The following is an 18471-nucleotide window of genomic DNA, read 5'->3' on the forward strand; positions in this document are numbered from 1 at the left end:
CTTTGGGAGAAAGGCAGTCCGCTGCATAAATCTACGCAACAGGTTAGAACCCAAGGCCCGATACGGCATGCGGACTGCAGGCAGAGAAAACTGGCCGATTTTCTCTGCACTGGAGGGATAATACAAGGCCTGATAAGCGAAGCGCATCAGGCAATAATACGTTTGTCACCCAGCCTCTGGATCACATCAGTTCGGGCACTTATAAACCTGACCGATAATCTGGCTATCCGTCGGGACAAAACTGGACAACATTCCCTGCGACGGGCTACTGATGCCATAAATCACGTTACCGCCCATTGCAGCCGCCTGGTTGCGCAGATCGTTTGCTGCGCCGCGCATAGAACCGCCCTCTTCTCCGTGTTGCCCGGAAAGCCAGTTGCTTTGCTTACCTGTCGCAGTACCAATCAGCTGGCACTCTGCGCCTGGCTGCTCGTCCACAATGCGTACACTCTGACCGGCAGCACTCAATTCGTTGCTGGAGCTACAACCCGCCATCAGTAGCGCGGCACCGACAATCCCTGCTAAGTATTTTACGTGCATGTTATTCCCCATAATCAATGAGCTGGACGCCACTCGCGTCGTCCGTGTCTGAATCTTATACTAGAAAGATGACCAAAAGAAAAACCCCCAGACATTTCTGCCCGGGGGTTTGTTTATTTCTGCGAGGTGCAGGGCAATTACATCATGCCGCCCATGCCACCCATGCCGCCCATACCGCCAGCAGCGCCTAAGTCAGCTGCATCATTTTTCGGCAGGTCGGTAACCATGCACTCGGTGGTGATCATCAGGCCAGCCACAGAAGCCGCGTACTGCAGAGCAGAACGGGTTACTTTGGTTGGGTCCAGGATACCCATGTCGATCATGTTGCCGTATTCTTCGGTTGCTGCGTTGTAACCGTAGTTGCCGTCGCCGCCTTTAACGGTGTTAGCAACAACAGACGGTTCTTCGCCGCAGTTCAGGACGATCTGACGCAGCGGAGCTTCCATTGCACGCAGTGCAACTTTGATACCCACGTTCTGGTCTTCGTTCTGACCACGCAGGTCAGCCAGTTTAGACGCTACGCGGATCAGCGCAACACCACCACCAGCAACCACGCCTTCTTCTACCGCAGCACGGGTCGCGTGCAGGGCGTCTTCAACGCGTGCTTTTTTCTCTTTCATTTCAACTTCGGTAGCAGCACCTACTTTGATAACTGCAACGCCGCCTGCCAGTTTCGCTACGCGTTCCTGCAGTTTTTCACGGTCGTAGTCAGAAGTTGCTTCTTCAATCTGCTGACGGATCTGAGCAACACGGCCCTGGATTGCAGCTTCTTCACCCACGCCATCGATGATAGTGGTGGTGTCTTTGTTGATCACAACACGTTTAGCCTGACCCAGGTCTTCCAGGGTTGCTTTTTCCAGCTCCATACCGATCTCTTCAGAGATTACGGTACCGCCAGTCAGGGTTGCGATATCCTGCAGCATAGCTTTACGACGATCGCCGAAGCCCGGAGCTTTAACCGCAGCAACTTTCACGATGCCACGCATGGTGTTAACAACCAGAGTTGCCAGCGCTTCGCCTTCAACATCTTCAGCGATGATCAGCAGCGGTTTGCCTGCTTTGGCAACAGCTTCCAGAACCGGCAGCATTTCGCGGATGTTAGAGATTTTCTTGTCAGCCAGCAGGATGAACGGGCTTTCCAGTTCTACTGCGCCAGTTTCCGGCTTGTTGATGAAGTAAGGAGACAGGTAGCCACGGTCGAACTGCATACCTTCAACCACGTCCAGTTCGTCCTGCAGACCGGTACCGTCTTCAACGGTGATAACGCCTTCTTTACCGACTTTGTCCATCGCTTCAGCGATCAGTTTACCTACGGTTTCGTCGGAGTTAGCGGAGATGGTACCAACCTGAGCAATCGCTTTAGAGTCAGAGCACGGTACGGACAGCGCTTTCAGTTCTTCAACTGCAGCGGTAACGGCTTTGTCGATACCACGTTTCAGGTCCATCGGGTTCATGCCCGCAGCAACAGCTTTCAGACCCTCAGTGATGATAGCCTGAGCCAGTACAGTTGCAGTGGTGGTACCGTCGCCTGCAGCGTCGTTCGCTTTAGAGGCAACTTCTTTCACCATCTGCGCACCCATATTTTCGAACTTGTCTTCCAGTTCGATTTCACGAGCAACGGAAACACCATCTTTGGTGATGGTCGGTGCACCGAAAGATTTATCCAGAACTACGTTACGGCCTTTCGGACCGAGGGTAACTTTCACTGCATCTGCCAGTACGTTTACGCCGCGCAGCATTTTCACACGAGCGTCGTTACCGAATTTTACGTCTTTAGCTGCCATTATCTTTATTCCTTAAATTCGTATGTTCAGTGTCGTGCGAGGATTACGCTTCAACAATTGCCAGAATGTCGCTTTCGGACATGATCAACACTTCTTCATTGTCGATCTTCTCAGATTTCACACCGTAGCCATCGTTGAAAATAACGATGTCGCCAACTTTCACATCCAGCGGCTTCACTTCGCCATTTTCAAGGATACGGCCATTGCCGACAGCCAGCACTTCGCCGCGGGTGGATTTAGCCGCTGCAGAGCCGGTCAGAACGATGCCGCCAGCAGATTTAGTTTCAACTTCTTTACGCTTGACGATCACGCGATCATGCAATGGACGAATATTCATTGATAACTCTCCTTTGAGAAAGTCCGTATCTGTTATGGGTGACGCCGGAGCTTACGTGGTTTCCCGGCTGGTGACCAGAGAAATGGGGATGAGGATTCGCCCCTTCAAGGGGGAAAAAGAAAAAAAAATTCTGATCAGCACAAAATCGGGTGAAAACCCTGATTCACCTCACATTTCATCGCAATTTCTTCATCGCCGTCATAAGCGAATCTGATTGTGCTACCATCGAAAATCTACGCAGTTGCCCAAAATTTGGGCGCAATCGGATATCAACCCATGAGTGGACTCAAACAAGAACTGGGGCTGGCCCAGGGCATTGGCCTGCTATCGACGTCATTATTAGGCACTGGCGTGTTTGCCGTTCCTGCGTTAGCTGCGCTGGTAGCGGGCAATAACAGCCTGTGGGCGTGGCCCGTTTTGATTATCTTAGTGTTCCCGATTGCGATTGTGTTTGCGATTCTGGGTCGCCACTATCCCAGCGCAGGCGGTGTCGCGCACTTCGTCGGTATGGCGTTTGGTTCGCGACTTGAGCGAGTCACCGGCTGGTTGTTTTTATCGGTCATTCCCGTGGGTTTGCCTGCCGCGCTACAAATTGCCGCCGGGTTCGGCCAGGCAATGTTTGGCTGGCATAGCTGGCAACTGTTGTTGGCAGAACTCGGTACGCTGGCGCTGGTGTGGTATATCGGTACTCGCGGTGCCAGTTCCAGTGCTAATCTACAAACCGTTATTGCCGGACTTATCGTCGCGCTGATTGTCGCTATCTGGTGGGCGGGCGATATCAAACCTGCGAATATCCCCTTCCCGGCACCTGGTAATATCGAACTTACCGGGTTATTTGCTGCGTTATCAGTGATGTTCTGGTGTTTTGTCGGTCTGGAAGCATTTGCCCATCTTGCCTCGGAATTTAAAAATCCAGAGCGTGATTTTCCTCGCGCATTGATGATTGGTCTGCTGCTGGCAGGATTAGTCTACTGGGGCTGTACGGTAGTCGTCTTACACTTCGACGCCTATGGTGAAAAAATGGCGGCGGCAGCATCGCTTCCAAAAATTGTAGTGCAGTTGTTCGGTGTAGGAGCGTTATGGATTGCCTGCGTGATTGGCTATCTGGCCTGCTTTGCCAGTCTCAACATTTATATACAGAGCTTCGCCCGCCTGGTCTGGTCGCAGGCGCAACATAATCCTGACCACTACCTGGCACGCCTCTCTTCTCGCCATATCCCGAATAATGCCCTCAATGCGGTGCTCGGCTGCTGTGTGGTGAGCACGTTGGTGATTCATGCTTTAGAGATCAATCTGGACGCTCTTATTATTTATGCCAATGGCATCTTTATTATGATTTATCTGTTATGCATGCTGGCAGGCTGTAAATTATTGCAAGGACGTTATCGACTACTGGCGGTGGTTGGCGGGCTGTTATGCGTTCTGTTACTGGCAATGGTCGGCTGGAAAAGTCTCTATGCGCTGATCATGCTGGCGGGGTTATGGCTGTTGCTGCCAAAACGAAAAACGCCGGAAAATGGCATAACCACATAATCCGGCGTTTCGACATTAATCCTGGCGATCGTCTTTATGATCAAGGCGGTCGCGCTCATCATCCTTTCGCTGGTACTCACCATCAAAAGTATTACCGCCACCGGTCCCGGCGCTAAAACCGCCGCCTGGCATACGAGAAAAGCGCAAATGCGGCATCAACTTCACTGTCAGATGCTTTTGCACCGGCGGTAATAAAAGCAGAAGACCGAGGAAGTCGGTGAAAAAGCCCGGTAATAAAAGCAGCAAACCGGCAATGATCAGCGAAACACTTTTAATCATCTCCGCCGCTGGGTTTTCACCCGCCGCCATTTTTTGCTGCATCAGCACGAAATTCTTAAAGCCCTGGTTACGTACCAATGACATCCCGATAACTGACGTGAATATAACCAGCACGAGGGTCAGCAATACCCCCAATACATGGGCAACCTGAATAAAGATTGAAATCTCAATATAGACATAAAGGAAAATGGCAATAAAAGGTAACCAGCGCAAAGGTTTCTCCTGTAATAGCAGCCGGTAAAACCCGGCTACCTGAATGGGTTGCGAATCGCGTTCAGCTTATATTGTGGTCATTAGCAAAATTTCAAGATGTTTGCGCAACTATTTTTGGTAGTAATCCCAAAGCGGTGATCTATTTCACAAATTAATAATTAAGGGGTAAAAACCGACACTTAAAGTGATCCAGATTACGGTAGAAATCCTCAAGCAGCATATGATCTCGGGTATTCGGTCGATGCAGGGGATAATCGTCGGTCGAAAAACATTCGAAACCACATATATTCTGTGTGTTTAAAGCAAATCATTGGCAGCTTGAAAAAGAAGGTTCACATGTCAAACAACATTCGTATCGAAGAAGATCTGTTGGGTACCAGGGAAGTTCCAGCTGATGCCTACTATGGTGTTCACACTCTGAGAGCGATTGAAAACTTCTATATCAGCAACAACAAAATCAGTGATATTCCTGAATTTGTTCGCGGTATGGTAATGGTTAAAAAAGCCGCAGCTATGGCAAACAAAGAGCTGCAAACCATTCCTAAAAGTGTAGCGAATGCCATCATTGCCGCATGTGATGAAGTCCTGAACAACGGAAAATGCATGGATCAGTTCCCGGTAGACGTCTACCAGGGCGGCGCAGGTACTTCCGTAAACATGAACACCAACGAAGTGCTGGCCAATATCGGTCTGGAACTGATGGGTCACCAGAAAGGTGAATATCAGTACCTGAACCCGAACGACCATGTTAACAAATGTCAGTCCACTAACGACGCCTACCCGACCGGTTTCCGTATCGCAGTTTACTCTTCCCTGATTAAGCTGGTAGATGCGATTAACCAACTGCGTGAAGGCTTTGAACGTAAAGCTGTCGAATTCCAGGACATCCTGAAAATGGGTCGTACCCAGCTGCAGGACGCAGTACCGATGACCCTCGGTCAGGAATTCCGCGCTTTCAGCATCCTGCTGAAAGAAGAAGTGAAAAATATCCAACGTACCGCTGAACTGCTGCTGGAAGTTAACCTTGGCGCAACAGCAATCGGTACTGGTCTGAACACGCCGAAAGAGTACTCTCCGCTGGCAGTGAAAAAACTGGCTGAAGTCACTGGCTTCCCATGCGTACCGGCTGAAGACCTGATCGAAGCGACCTCTGACTGCGGCGCTTATGTTATGGTTCACGGCGCGCTGAAACGCCTGGCTGTGAAGATGTCCAAAATCTGTAACGACCTGCGCTTGCTCTCTTCTGGTCCACGTGCCGGCCTGAACGAGATCAACCTGCCGGAACTGCAGGCGGGCTCTTCCATCATGCCAGCTAAAGTAAACCCGGTTGTTCCGGAAGTGGTTAACCAGGTATGCTTCAAAGTCATCGGTAACGACACCACTGTTACCATGGCAGCAGAAGCAGGTCAGCTGCAGTTGAACGTTATGGAGCCGGTCATTGGCCAGGCCATGTTCGAATCCGTTCACATTCTGACCAACGCTTGCTACAACCTGCTGGAAAAATGCATTAACGGCATCACTGCTAACAAAGAAGTGTGCGAAGGTTACGTTTACAACTCTATCGGTATCGTTACTTACCTGAACCCGTTCATCGGTCACCACAACGGTGACATCGTGGGTAAAATCTGTGCCGAAACCGGTAAGAGTGTACGTGAAGTCGTTCTGGAACGCGGTCTGTTGACTGAAGCGGAACTTGACGATATTTTCTCCGTACAGAATCTGATGCACCCGGCTTACAAAGCAAAACGCTATACTGATGAAAGCGAACAGTAATCGTACAGGGTAGTACAAATAAAGAAGGCACGTCAGATGACGTGCCTTTTTTCTTGTGAGCAGTAACTTAAAAATAACAACCTAATATCAACTTGTTAAAAAACAAGGAAGGCTAATATGCTAGTTGTAGAACTCATCATAGTTTTGCTGGCGATCTTCTTGGGCGCCAGATTGGGGGGAATAGGTATTGGTTTTGCAGGCGGATTGGGGGTGCTGGTTCTTGCCGCTATTGGCGTTAAACCCGGTAACATCCCGTTCGATGTCATTTCCATTATCATGGCGGTTATCGCCGCTATTTCTGCCATGCAGGTTGCTGGCGGTCTGGACTATCTGGTTCATCAGACAGAAAAGCTGCTGCGCCGTAACCCGAAATACATCACGATCCTCGCACCGATCGTGACCTATTTCCTGACTATCTTTGCTGGTACTGGCAACATATCTCTGGCGACACTGCCAGTTATCGCTGAAGTTGCGAAGGAACAAGGCGTCAAACCTTGCCGTCCGCTGTCTACTGCAGTGGTATCCGCGCAGATTGCGATCACCGCATCGCCAATCTCAGCGGCAGTGGTTTACATGTCTTCCGTGATGGAAGGTCATGGCATCAGCTACCTCCATCTGCTCTCCGTGGTCATCCCGTCCACCCTGCTGGCGGTTCTGGTGATGTCCTTTCTGGTCACTATGCTGTTCAACTCCAAACTCTCTGACGATCCGATTTATCGCAAGCGTCTGGAAGAGGGCCTGGTTGAACTGCGCGGTGAAAAGCAGATTGAAATCAAATCCGGTGCAAAAACGTCCGTCTGGCTGTTCCTGCTGGGCGTAGTTGGCGTGGTTATCTATGCAATCATCAACAGCCCAAGCATGGGTCTGGTTGAAAAACCGCTGATGAACACCACCAACGCAATCCTGATCATCATGCTCAGCGTTGCAACTCTGACCACCGTTATCTGTAAAGTCGATACCGACAACATCCTCAACTCCAGCACCTTCAAAGCAGGTATGAGCGCCTGTATTTGTATCCTGGGTGTTGCGTGGCTGGGCGATACTTTCGTTTCCAACAACATCGACTGGATCAAAGATACCGCTGGTGAAGTGATTCAGGGTCATCCGTGGCTGCTGGCCGTCATCTTCTTCTTTGCTTCTGCTCTGCTGTACTCTCAGGCTGCAACCGCAAAAGCACTGATGCCGATGGCTCTGGCACTGAACGTTTCACCGCTGACCGCTGTTGCTTCTTTCGCTGCGGTGTCTGGTCTGTTCATTCTGCCGACCTACCCGACGCTGGTTGCTGCGGTACAGATGGATGACACGGGTACAACCCGTATCGGTAAATTCGTCTTCAACCATCCGTTCTTCATCCCGGGTACTCTGGGTGTTGCCCTGGCCGTTTGCTTCGGCTTCGTGCTGGGTAGCTTCATGCTGTAATGACCAATCGCGGGGCGTTCAAGCCCCGCTTTCTTTCCCGCCGACTAACATCCTTCCCCCGTCCGTTGTATAGTGACCTCTCTCTTGCGGTTCCATCTGTTCTTGCGAGGTGTTTATGCTTGATGAAAAAAGTTCGAATACCGCGTCTGTCGTGGTGCTATGTACCGCACCGGATGAAGCGACAGCCCAGGATTTAGCCGCCAAAGTGCTGGCGGAAAAACTGGCGGCCTGCGCGACCTTGATCCCCGGCGCTACCTCTCTCTATTACTGGGAAGGTAAGCTGGAGCAAGAATACGAAGTGCAGATGATTTTAAAAACTACCGTATCTCACCAGCAGGCACTGCTGGAATGCCTGAAGTCTCATCATCCATATCAAACCCCGGAACTTCTGGTTTTACCTGTTACACACGGAGACACAGATTACCTCTCATGGCTCAACGCATCTTTACGCTGATCCTGCTACTTTGCAGCACTTCCGTTTTTGCCGGATTATTCGACGCGCCGGGACGTTCACAATTTGTCCCCGCGGATCAAGCCTTTACTTTTGATTTTCAGCAAAACCAACATGACCTTAATCTGACCTGGCAGATCAAAGACGGTTACTACCTCTACCGTAAACAGATCCGCATTACGCCGGAACACGCGAAAATTGCCGACGTGCAGCTGCCGCAAGGCGTCTGGCATGAAGATGAGTTTTACGGCAAAAGCGAGATTTACCGCGATCGGCTGACGCTTCCCGTAACCATCAACCAGGCGAGTGCGGGAGCGACGTTAACTGTCACCTACCAGGGCTGTGCTGATGCCGGTTTCTGTTATCCGCCAGAAACCAAAACCGTTCCGTTAAGCGAAGTGGTCGCCAACAACGCAGCGTCACAGCCTGTGTCTGTTTCGCAGCAAGAGCAGCACACCGCGCAATTGCCCTTTTCCGCGCTCTGGGCGTTGTTGATCGGTATTGGTATCGCCTTTACGCCATGCGTGCTGCCAATGTACCCACTGATTTCTGGCATCGTGCTGGGTGGTAAACAGCGGCTCTCCACTGCCAGAGCATTGTTGCTGACCTTTATTTATGTGCAGGGGATGGCACTGACTTACACGGCGCTGGGTCTGGTAGTTGCCGCCGCAGGGTTACAGTTCCAGGCGGCGCTACAGCACCCATACGTGCTCATTGGCCTCGCCATCGTCTTTACCTTGCTGGCGATGTCAATGTTTGGCTTGTTTACTCTACAACTCCCCTCTTCGCTGCAAACACGTCTCACGTTGATGAGCAATCGCCAACAGGGCGGCTCACCTGGCGGTGTGTTTGTTATGGGGGCGATTGCCGGACTGATCTGTTCACCATGCACCACCGCACCGCTTAGCGCGATTCTGCTGTATATCGCCCAAAGCGGGAACATGTGGCTGGGCGGCGGCACGCTTTATCTCTATGCGTTGGGCATGGGCCTGCCGCTGATGCTAATTACCGTCTTTGGTAACCGCTTGCTGCCGAAAAGCGGCCCGTGGATGGAACAAGTCAAAACCGCGTTTGGTTTTGTGATCCTCGCACTGCCGGTCTTCCTGCTGGAGCGAGTGATTGGTGATGTATGGGGATTACGCTTGTGGTCGGCGCTGGGTGTCGCATTCTTTGGCTGGGCCTTTATCACCAGCCTACAGGCTAAACGCGGCTGGATGCGCGTGGTGCAAATAATCCTGCTGGCAGCGGCATTGGTTAGCGTGCGCCCACTTCAGGATTGGGCATTTGGTGCGACGCATACCGCGCAAACTCAGACGCATCTCAACTTTACACAAATCAAAACGGTAGATGAGTTAAATCAGGCGCTCGTTGAAGCCAAAGGCAAACCGGTGATGTTAGATCTTTATGCCGACTGGTGCGTCGCCTGTAAAGAGTTTGAGAAATACACCTTCAGCGACCCGCAGGTGCAAAAAGCGTTAGCAGACACGGTCTTACTTCAGGCCAACGTCACGGCCAACGACGCACAAGATGTGGCGCTGTTAAAGCATCTTAATGTCCTTGGCCTACCGACAATTCTCTTTTTTGACGGACAAGGCCAGGAGCATCCACAAGCACGCGTCACGGGCTTTATGGATGCTGAAACCTTCAGCGCACATTTGCGCGATCGCCAACCGTGAACGACACTTGCAGTGGGAAAGACGGAGGAAAATAGCGTGCAACGTGAAGATGTACTGGGAGAAGCCCTGAAATTATTAGAATTACAAGGGATTGCCAACACCACGCTGGAGATGGTTGCTGAACGTGTGGATTATCCACTGGACGAGCTACGCCGCTTCTGGCCAGACAAAGAGGCAATCCTCTACGATGCGCTGCGTTATCTTAGCCAACAGATAGATGTCTGGCGTCGTCAGCTGATGCTGGACGAAACGCAAACCGCCGAACAAAAGCTGCTGGCACGTTATCAGGCGTTATCGGAGTGCGTTAAAAACAACCGCTATCCGGGCTGTCTATTTATCGCTGCCTGTACGTTTTATCCCGATCCTGGCCACCCTATTCATCAACTGGCCGATCAGCAAAAAAGCGCGGCCTACGATTTCACCCACGAACTGTTAACCACACTGGAAGTTGACGATCCGGCGATGGTAGCAAAGCAGATGGAACTGGTGCTGGAAGGCTGTTTAAGCCGAATGCTGGTGAATCGTAGCCAGGCGGATGTCGACACTGCACATCGGCTGGCGGAAGATATCCTGCGCTTCGCCCGCTGCCGCCAGGGTGGTGCATTGACCTGACAGAAACACAGAAAAGAAGCGATTTGCCGCAATCTTAAGCAGTTGAATCGCTTTTACTGAAATTAGGTTGACGAGATGTGCAGATTACGGTTTAATGCGCCCCGTTGCCCGGATAGCTCAGTCGGTAGAGCAGGGGATTGAAAATCCCCGTGTCCTTGGTTCGATTCCGAGTCCGGGCACCAAATTCATATAAACGGACCTCCACGGAGGTCCGTTTTTCGTTTCAGGACGCCACGATTTAAGCGTTCTGCCTCCAAATCAATTCTCCCGAACTCAACCAGATTCTCCCCTCATCACCAGCAATTTGCGGGCATATCCCAATTCGGGAAAATTTGTTCCTGAGCGATAGCACTAACTGACGTGAAATGTCGTGCGGCCCCGTGATGTTGTTGAACGTCAAATGACGTCATCAGGAGCGTAACGCATCCATAAAGCACAACACCGGTCTGAACGCCGACTGATGAGATTTTCTGAATGAGAACAAAGAGAAATGTATCAGTCCGCTTGCTCATGCAAAGACTAACAATCCATTAAAATAGTAAGCGCTCCGGACAATTTTCCATGGATTATTTTCTGAACATTTTTCTTTGGCAAAGATGATGAATTTTGATGGTAAGGAATATTACTTCTGGTTCTCAGTAAAATCCTTTCGTAATACTATGTAATCAAGAAGTTTATGGCTGGTAAAAATAACGTCTTACATTCACCAATAATATGTAAATAAACCCATCTATAGATGGTAAAAATAGGTTGTGGCAATTATCATTGCATCATTCCCTTTTCGAATGAGTTTCTATTATGCAACAACCTGTAGTTCGCGTTGGCGAATGGCTTGTTACTCCGTCCATAAACCAAATTAGCCGCAATGGGCGTCAACTTACCCTTGAGCCGAGATTAATCGATCTTCTGGTTTTCTTTGCTCAACACAGTGGCGAAGTACTTAGCAGGGATGAACTTATCGATAATGTCTGGAAGAGAAGTATTGTCACCAATCATGTTGTGACGCAGAGTATCTCAGAACTACGTAAGTCATTAAAAGATAATGATGAAGATAGTCCTGTCTATATCGCTACTGTACCAAAGCGCGGCTATAAATTAATGGTGCCGGTTATCTGGTACAGCGAAGAAGAGGGAGAGGAAATAATGCTATCTTCGCCTCCCCCTATACCAGAGGCGGTTCCTGCCACAGATTCTCCCTCCCACAGTCTTAACATTCAAAACACCGCAACGCCACCTGAACAATCCCCAGTTAAAAGCAAACGATTCACTACCTTTTGGGTATGGTTTTTTTTCCTGTTGTCGTTAGGTATCTGTGTAGCACTGGTAGCGTTTTCAACTCTTGATACACGTCTTCCGATGAGCAAATCGCGTATTTTGCTCAATCCACGCGATATTGACATTAATATGGTAAATAAAAGTTGTAACAGCTGGAGTTCCCCGTATCAGCTCTCTTACGCGATAGGCGTGGGTAATTTGGTGGCGACATCACTTAACACCTTCTCCACCTTTATGGTGCATGACAAAATCAACTACAACATTGATGAACCGAGCAGTTCCGGTAAAACATTATCTATTGCGTTTGTTAATCAGCGCCAATACCGTGCTCAACAATGCTTTATGTCGATAAAATTGGTAGACAATGCAGATGGTTCAACCATGCTGGATAAACGTTATGTCATCACTAACGGTAATCAGCTGGCGATTCAAAATGATTTACTGGAGAGTTTATCAAAAGCGTTAAACCAACCGTGGCCACAACGAATGCAGGAGACGCTCCAGCAAATTTTGCCTCATCGTGGTGCGTTATTAACTAATTTTTATCAGGCACATGATTATTTACTGCATGGCGATGATAAATCATTGAACCGTGCCAGTGAATTATTAGGTGAGATTGTTCAATCATCCCCAGAATTTACCTACGCGAGAGCAGAAAAAGCATTAGTTGATATCGTGCGCCATTCTCAACATCCTTTAGATGAAAAACAATTAGCAGCACTGAACACAGAAATAGACAACATTGTTACACTGCCGGAATTGAATAATCTGTCCATTATATATCAAATAAAAGCGGTCAGTGCTCTGGTAAAAGGTAAAACAGATGAGTCTTACCAGGCGATAAATACTGGCATTGATCTTGAAATGTCCTGGCTAAATTATGTGTTGCTTGGCAAGGTTTATGAAATGAAGGGGATGAACCGGGAAGCGGCTGATGCATATCTCACCGCCTTTAATTTACGCCCAGGGGCAAACACCCTTTACTGGATTGAAAATGGTATATTCCAGACTTCTGTTCCTTATGTTGTACCTTATCTCGACAAATTTCTCGCTTCAGAATAAGTAACTCCCGGGTTGATTTATGCTCGGGAATATTTGTTGTTGAGTTTTTGTATGTTTCTGTTGGTATAATATGTTGCGGCAATTTATTTGCCGCATAATTTTTATTACATAAATTTAACCAGAGAATATCCCGCAATCCATTGTAAACATTGAATGTTTATCTTTTCATGATATCAACTTGCGATCCTGATGTGTTAATAAAAAACCTCAAGTTCTCACTTACAGAAACTTTTGTATTATTTCACCTAATCTTTAGGATTAATCCTTTTTTCGTGAGTATTCTTAGCGCCAGTTTGGTCTGGTCAGGAAATAGTTATACATCATGACCCGGACTCCAAATTCAAAAATGAAATTAGGAGAAGAGCATGAGTTCTGCCAAGAAGATCGGGCTATTTGCCTGTACCGGTGTTGTTGCCGGTAATATGATGGGGAGCGGTATTGCATTATTACCTGCGAACCTAGCAAGTATCGGTGGTATTGCTATCTGGGGTTGGATTATCTCTATTATTGGTGCAATGTCGCTGGCGTATGTATATGCCCGACTGGCAACAAAAAACCCGCAACAAGGTGGCCCAATTGCTTATGCCGGAGAAATTTCCCCTGCATTTGGTTTTCAGACAGGTGTTCTTTATTACCATGCTAACTGGATTGGTAACCTGGCGATTGGTATTACCGCGGTATCTTATCTTTCCACCTTCTTCCCAGTATTAAATGATCCTGTTCCGGCGGGTATCGCCTGTATTGCTATCGTCTGGGTATTTACCTTTGTAAATATGCTCGGCGGTACTTGGGTAAGCCGTTTAACCACTATTGGTCTGGTGCTGGTTCTTATTCCTGTGGTGATGACTGCTATTGTTGGCTGGCATTGGTTTGATGCGGCAACTTATGCAGCTAACTGGAATACTGCGGATACCACTGATGGTCATGCGATCATTAAAAGTATTCTGCTCTGCCTGTGGGCCTTCGTGGGTGTTGAATCCGCAGCAGTAAGTACTGGTATGGTTAAAAACCCGAAACGTACCGTTCCGCTGGCAACCATGCTGGGTACTGGTTTAGCAGGTATTGTTTACATCGCTGCGACTCAGGTGCTTTCCGGTATGTATCCATCTTCTGTAATGGCAGCTTCCGGTGCTCCGTTTGCAATCAGTGCTTCAACCATCCTCGGTAACTGGGCTGCGCCGCTGGTTTCTGCATTCACCGCCTTTGCGTGCCTGACTTCTCTGGGCTCCTGGATGATGTTGGTAGGCCAGGCAGGTGTACGTGCCGCTAACGACGGTAACTTCCCGAAAGTTTATGGTGAAGTCGACAGCAACGGTATTCCGAAAAAAGGTCTGCTGCTGGCTGCAGTGAAAATGACTGCCCTGATGATCCTCATCACTCTGATGAACTCTGCCGGTGGTAAAGCATCTGACCTGTTCGGTGAACTGACCGGTATCGCAGTACTGCTGACTATGCTGCCGTACTTCTACTCTTGCGTTGACCTGATTCGTTTTGAAGGCGTTAACATCCGCAACTTTGTCAGCCTGATCTGCTCTGTACTGGGTTGCGTGTTCTGCTTCATCGCGCTGATGGGCGCAAGCTCCTTCGAGCTGGCAGGTACCTTCATCGTCAGCCTGATTATCCTGATGTTCTACGCTCGCAAAATGCACGAGCGCCAGAGCCACTCAATGGATAACCACACCGCGTCTAACGCACATTAATTAAAAGTATTTTCCGAGGCTCCTCCTTTCATTTTGTCCCATGTGTTGGGAGGGGCCTTTTTTACCTGGAGATATGACTATGAACGTTATTGCAATATTGAATCACATGGGGGTTTATTTTAAAGAAGAACCCATCCGTGAACTTCATCGCGCGCTTGAACGTCTGAACTTCCAGATTGTTTACCCGAACGACCGTGACGACTTATTAAAACTGATCGAAAACAATGCGCGTCTGTGCGGCGTTATTTTTGACTGGGATAAATATAATCTCGAGCTGTGCGAAGAAATTAGCAAAATGAACGAGAACCTGCCGTTGTACGCGTTCGCTAATACGTATTCCACTCTCGATGTAAGCCTGAATGACCTGCGTTTACAGATTAGCTTCTTTGAATATGCGCTGGGTGCTGCTGAAGATATTGCTAATAAGATCAAGCAGACCACTGACGAATATATCAACACTATTCTGCCTCCGCTGACTAAAGCACTGTTTAAATATGTTCGTGAAGGTAAATATACTTTCTGTACTCCTGGTCACATGGGCGGTACTGCATTCCAGAAAAGCCCGGTAGGTAGCCTGTTCTATGATTTCTTTGGTCCGAATACCATGAAATCTGATATTTCCATTTCAGTATCTGAACTGGGTTCTCTGCTGGATCACAGTGGTCCACACAAAGAAGCAGAACAGTATATCGCTCGCGTCTTTAACGCAGACCGCAGCTACATGGTGACCAACGGTACTTCCACTGCGAACAAAATTGTTGGCATGTACTCTGCTCCGGCAGGCAGCACCATTCTGATTGACCGTAACTGCCACAAATCGCTGACCCACCTGATGATGATGAGCGATGTTACGCCAATCTATTTCCGCCCGACCCGTAACGCTTACGGTATTCTTGGTGGTATCCCACAGAGTGAATTCCAGCACGCTACCATTGCTAAGCGCGTGAAAGAAACACCAAACGCAACCTGGCCGGTACATGCTGTAATTACCAACTCTACCTATGATGGTCTGCTGTACAACACCGACTTCATCAAGAAAACACTGGATGTGAAATCCATCCACTTTGACTCCGCGTGGGTGCCTTACACCAACTTCTCACCGATTTACGAAGGTAAATGCGGTATGAGCGGTGGCCGTGTAGAAGGGAAAGTGATTTACGAAACCCAGTCCACTCACAAACTGCTGGCGGCGTTCTCTCAGGCTTCCATGATCCACGTTAAAGGTGACGTAAACGAAGAAACCTTTAACGAAGCCTACATGATGCACACCACCACTTCTCCGCACTACGGTATCGTGGCGTCCACTGAAACCGCTGCGGCGATGATGAAAGGCAATGCAGGTAAACGTCTGATCAACGGTTCCATTGAACGTGCGATCAAATTCCGTAAAGAGATCAAACGTCTGAGAACGGAATCTGATGGCTGGTTCTTTGATGTATGGCAGCCGGATCATATCGATACGACTGAATGCTGGCCGCTGCGTTCTGACAGCACCTGGCACGGCTTCAAAAACATCGATAACGAGCACATGTATCTTGACCCGATCAAAGTCACCCTGCTGACTCCGGGGATGGAAAAAGACGGCACCATGAGCGACTTTGGTATTCCGGCCAGCATCGTGGCGAAATACCTCGACGAACATGGCATCGTTGTTGAGAAAACCGGTCCGTATAACCTGCTGTTCCTGTTCAGCATCGGTATCGATAAGACCAAAGCACTGAGCCTGCTGCGTGCTCTGACTGACTTCAAACGTGCGTTCGACCTGAACCTGCGTGTGAAAAACATGCTGCCGTCTCTGTATCGTGAAGATCCTGAATTCTATGAAAACATGCGTATTCAGGAACTGGCTCAGAATATCCACAAACTGATTGTTCACCACAATCTGCCGGATCTGATGTACCGCGCATTTGAAGTGCTGCCGACGATGGTAATGACTCCGTATGCTGCATTCCAGAAAGAGCTGCACGGTATGACCGAAGAAGTTTACCTCGACGAAATGGTAGGTCGTATTAACGCCAATATGATCCTTCCGTATCCGCCGGGAGTTCCTCTGGTAATGCCGGGTGAAATGATCACCGAAGAAAGCCGTCCGGTTCTGGAGTTCCTGCAGATGCTGTGTGAAATCGGCGCTCACTATCCGGGCTTTGAAACCGATATTCACGGTGCATACCGTCAGGCTGATGGCCGCTATACCGTTAAGGTATTGAAAGAAGAAAGCAAAAAATAATTAGCTCGTACAAGGGAAGTGGCTTGCCACTTCCCTTTTTTGCTCATAAGGAGAACACATGAAAACACCCTCACAGCCGCGCGCGATATACTATATCGTGGCGATCCAAATCTGGGAGTACTTCAGTTTTTACGGCATGCGTGCCTTACTCATTCTCTATCTCACCCATCAGCTTGGTTTTGATGATAACCATGCCATCAGCCTGTTCAGCGCATATGCTTCTCTGGTTTACGTTACCCCTATTCTCGGCGGCTGGCTTGCCGACCGCCTGCTCGGCAACCGCACTGCAGTGATTGCCGGCGCGCTGTTAATGACCCTTGGCCATGTGGTGCTGGGCATTGATACAAATTCAACCTTTAGCCTGTATCTGGCGCTGGCAATCATTATTTGTGGCTACGGTTTATTCAAATCAAACATCAGCTGTTTGCTTGGCGAGCTCTACGACGAGAACGATCATCGACGTGATGGCGGTTTTTCGCTGCTGTATGCTGCAGGCAATATCGGTTCTATCGCCGCCCCAATCGCCTGCGGCCTGGCTGCTCAGTGGTATGGATGGCATGTTGGCTTTGCCCTTGCGGGTGGCGGCATGTTTATCGGTTTGTTGATTTTCTTAAGCGGGCATCGTCATTTCCAGTCCACGCGTAGTATGGATAAAAAAGCGCTCACTAGCGTGAAATTTGCCTTACCAGTATGGAGCTGGTTAGTGGTGATGCTCTGTTTAGCCCCAGTATTTTTTACCCTGCTGCTGGAGAACGACTGGTCGGGATATTTGCTGGCGATCGTTTGCCTCATTGCCGCACAAATCATTGCCCGCATGATGATCAAATTCCCCGAACATCGCCGTGCTCTTTGGCAAATTGTATTGTTGATGTTTGTCGGGACATTGTTCTGGGTACTGGCACAACAGGGCGGCAGTACCATCAGCTTGTTTATCGATCGCTTTGTGAATCGTCAGGCATTCAATATTGAAGTACCTACAGCACTATTCCAGTCGGTGAATGCAATTGCGGTGATGCTCGCTGGGGTTGTACTGGCCTGGCTGGCGTCGCCAGAAAGCCGCGGCAACTCAACATTGCGCGTCTGGCTGAAGTTTGCCTTTGGCTTACTGCTGATGGCTTGTGGCTTTATGTTGTTGGCATTTGATGCCCGACATGCAGCGGCTGACGGTCAAGCGTCAATGGGCGTGATGATATCCGGGCTGGCGCTAATGGGCTTTGCCGAACTCTTTATTGACCCGGTGGCGATTGCGCAAATCACGCGTCTGAAAATGTCTGGCGTATTAACCGGGATTTATATGCTGGCAACAGGCGCGGTCGCCAACTGGCTGGCAGGCGTCGTGGCACAGCAGACGACAGAGTCGCAAATTAGCGGTATGGCAATTGCAGCTTACCAGCGATTCTTTTCTCAGATGGGAGAGTGGACGTTGGCTTGTGTCGCGATCATCGTCGTATTGGCCTTTGCTACCCGTTTTCTGTTTAGCACGCCGACGAATATGATACAGGAGAGCAACGATTAACTGTCGTAAAAACAATTGGTTATGAATAAATTAACTTTCAGTTTATAACACTAACAAATCGAGATTAATAAGTC

Annotated in this window: 14 protein-coding genes, 1 tRNA gene and 1 pseudogene; 12 read left to right on the plus strand and 4 right to left on the minus strand. The window is 49.1% G+C overall.

What is annotated here, in order from left to right:
* Window positions 1-186: 186 nt before the first annotated feature.
* The 3 genes from ACJHXA_RS10385 to ACJHXA_RS10395 form a co-directional block, all read right to left on the minus strand.
* Window positions 187-540, minus strand: coding sequence for a DUF4156 domain-containing protein (locus ACJHXA_RS10385; protein WP_000558209.1), 354 nt, complete (start codon window positions 538-540; stop codon window positions 187-189).
* Window positions 541-677: 137 nt separating this feature from the next.
* The gene (groL, locus tag ACJHXA_RS10390; protein WP_000729117.1) at window positions 678-2324 is read right to left on the minus strand and encodes a chaperonin GroEL; all 1647 of its coding nucleotides are present in this window, start codon (window positions 2322-2324) and stop codon (window positions 678-680) included.
* A 43-nt stretch (window positions 2325-2367) separates the two neighbouring features.
* The gene (locus tag ACJHXA_RS10395) at window positions 2368-2661 is read right to left on the minus strand and encodes a co-chaperone GroES (protein ID WP_001026276.1); all 294 of its coding nucleotides are present in this window, start codon (window positions 2659-2661) and stop codon (window positions 2368-2370) included.
* Window positions 2662-2937: 276 nt separating this feature from the next.
* On the opposite strand from ACJHXA_RS10395, the gene yjeH reads away from it, so the two are divergent.
* Window positions 2938-4194, plus strand: a complete 1257-nt coding sequence (yjeH, locus tag ACJHXA_RS10400; RefSeq protein WP_000015837.1) for an L-methionine/branched-chain amino acid transporter — start codon at window positions 2938-2940, stop codon at window positions 4192-4194.
* Window positions 4195-4209: 15 nt separating this feature from the next.
* Here the strand turns inward: yjeH and ACJHXA_RS10405 are convergent, their stop codons facing one another.
* A complete protein-coding gene (locus tag ACJHXA_RS10405) occupies window positions 4210-4686 on the minus strand; it encodes an FxsA family protein (RefSeq protein WP_001267448.1) in 477 nt (158 codons plus the stop codon).
* Window positions 4687-5022: 336 nt separating this feature from the next.
* On the opposite strand from ACJHXA_RS10405, the gene aspA reads away from it, so the two are divergent.
* From aspA to dtpC, 11 genes and pseudogenes are all read left to right on the plus strand, one after another.
* Window positions 5023-6459: an aspartate ammonia-lyase gene (gene aspA, locus ACJHXA_RS10410; protein ID WP_000069437.1), complete on the plus strand. Its 1437-nt coding sequence runs from the start codon at window positions 5023-5025 to the stop codon at window positions 6457-6459.
* Between the two features lie 117 nt (window positions 6460-6576).
* Window positions 6577-7878, plus strand: coding sequence for an anaerobic C4-dicarboxylate transporter DcuA (gene dcuA / locus ACJHXA_RS10415; RefSeq protein ID WP_000961959.1), 1302 nt, complete (start codon window positions 6577-6579; stop codon window positions 7876-7878).
* A gap of 115 nt (window positions 7879-7993) precedes the next feature.
* Window positions 7994-8332, plus strand: coding sequence for a divalent cation tolerance protein CutA (gene cutA, locus ACJHXA_RS10420; protein ID WP_000883400.1), 339 nt, complete (start codon window positions 7994-7996; stop codon window positions 8330-8332).
* Window positions 8308-10005 (plus strand): protein-disulfide reductase DsbD, encoded by a 1698-nt coding sequence (dsbD, locus tag ACJHXA_RS10425; protein WP_000068978.1) that lies wholly within the window; start codon window positions 8308-8310, stop codon window positions 10003-10005. Before cutA ends, dsbD begins: the two co-directional genes overlap by 25 nt.
* Before the next feature lie 36 nt (window positions 10006-10041).
* Window positions 10042-10617 (plus strand): transcriptional regulator, encoded by a 576-nt coding sequence (locus ACJHXA_RS10430; protein WP_001188520.1) that lies wholly within the window; start codon window positions 10042-10044, stop codon window positions 10615-10617.
* 106 nt (window positions 10618-10723) lie between these two features.
* Window positions 10724-10799 (plus strand) — tRNA-Phe (locus ACJHXA_RS10435).
* Window positions 10800-10996: 197 nt separating this feature from the next.
* Window positions 10997-11156, plus strand: a pseudogene (locus tag ACJHXA_RS10440) (integrase); the annotation flags it as partial.
* A 259-nt stretch (window positions 11157-11415) separates the two neighbouring features.
* On the plus strand, window positions 11416-12954 hold the full coding sequence (gene cadC / locus ACJHXA_RS10445) for a lysine decarboxylation/transport transcriptional activator CadC (protein ID WP_001187183.1): 1539 nt from the start codon (window positions 11416-11418) through the stop codon (window positions 12952-12954).
* A 365-nt stretch (window positions 12955-13319) separates the two neighbouring features.
* Entirely contained in the window at window positions 13320-14654 is a 1335-nt protein-coding gene (cadB, locus tag ACJHXA_RS10450) for a cadaverine/lysine antiporter (RefSeq protein ID WP_000092909.1), read from the plus strand.
* 79 nt (window positions 14655-14733) lie between these two features.
* Window positions 14734-16881: a lysine decarboxylase CadA gene (gene cadA, locus ACJHXA_RS10455; RefSeq protein ID WP_001295383.1), complete on the plus strand. Its 2148-nt coding sequence runs from the start codon at window positions 14734-14736 to the stop codon at window positions 16879-16881.
* A gap of 58 nt (window positions 16882-16939) precedes the next feature.
* Window positions 16940-18397: a dipeptide/tripeptide permease DtpC gene (gene dtpC, locus ACJHXA_RS10460; protein WP_000856829.1), complete on the plus strand. Its 1458-nt coding sequence runs from the start codon at window positions 16940-16942 to the stop codon at window positions 18395-18397.
* Window positions 18398-18471 lie beyond the last annotated feature (74 nt).

This window comes from Escherichia sp. WS33 (genome assembly GCF_046486385.1).
Taxonomy (GTDB): Bacteria; Pseudomonadota; Gammaproteobacteria; order Enterobacterales; family Enterobacteriaceae; genus ECMA0423.

Bases quoted from the DNA above. Each gene is read 5' to 3' on its own strand.
- cadA (WP_001295383.1), top strand. From the start codon at position 14,734: ATGAACGTTATTGCAATATTGAATCACATGGGGGTTTATTTTAAAGAA.
- ACJHXA_RS10395 (WP_001026276.1), bottom strand. From the start codon at position 2,661: ATGAATATTCGTCCATTGCATGATCGCGTGATCGTCAAGCGTAAAGAA.
- dtpC (WP_000856829.1), top strand. From the start codon at position 16,940: ATGAAAACACCCTCACAGCCGCGCGCGATATACTATATCGTGGCGATC.
- ACJHXA_RS10385 (WP_000558209.1), bottom strand. From the start codon at position 540: ATGCACGTAAAATACTTAGCAGGGATTGTCGGTGCCGCGCTACTGATG.
- cutA (WP_000883400.1), top strand. From the start codon at position 7,994: ATGCTTGATGAAAAAAGTTCGAATACCGCGTCTGTCGTGGTGCTATGT.
- aspA (WP_000069437.1), top strand. From the start codon at position 5,023: ATGTCAAACAACATTCGTATCGAAGAAGATCTGTTGGGTACCAGGGAA.
- yjeH (WP_000015837.1), top strand. From the start codon at position 2,938: ATGAGTGGACTCAAACAAGAACTGGGGCTGGCCCAGGGCATTGGCCTG.
- dcuA (WP_000961959.1), top strand. From the start codon at position 6,577: ATGCTAGTTGTAGAACTCATCATAGTTTTGCTGGCGATCTTCTTGGGC.
- groL (WP_000729117.1), bottom strand. From the start codon at position 2,324: ATGGCAGCTAAAGACGTAAAATTCGGTAACGACGCTCGTGTGAAAATG.
- dsbD (WP_000068978.1), top strand. From the start codon at position 8,308: ATGGCTCAACGCATCTTTACGCTGATCCTGCTACTTTGCAGCACTTCC.
- cadB (WP_000092909.1), top strand. From the start codon at position 13,320: ATGAGTTCTGCCAAGAAGATCGGGCTATTTGCCTGTACCGGTGTTGTT.
- cadC (WP_001187183.1), top strand. From the start codon at position 11,416: ATGCAACAACCTGTAGTTCGCGTTGGCGAATGGCTTGTTACTCCGTCC.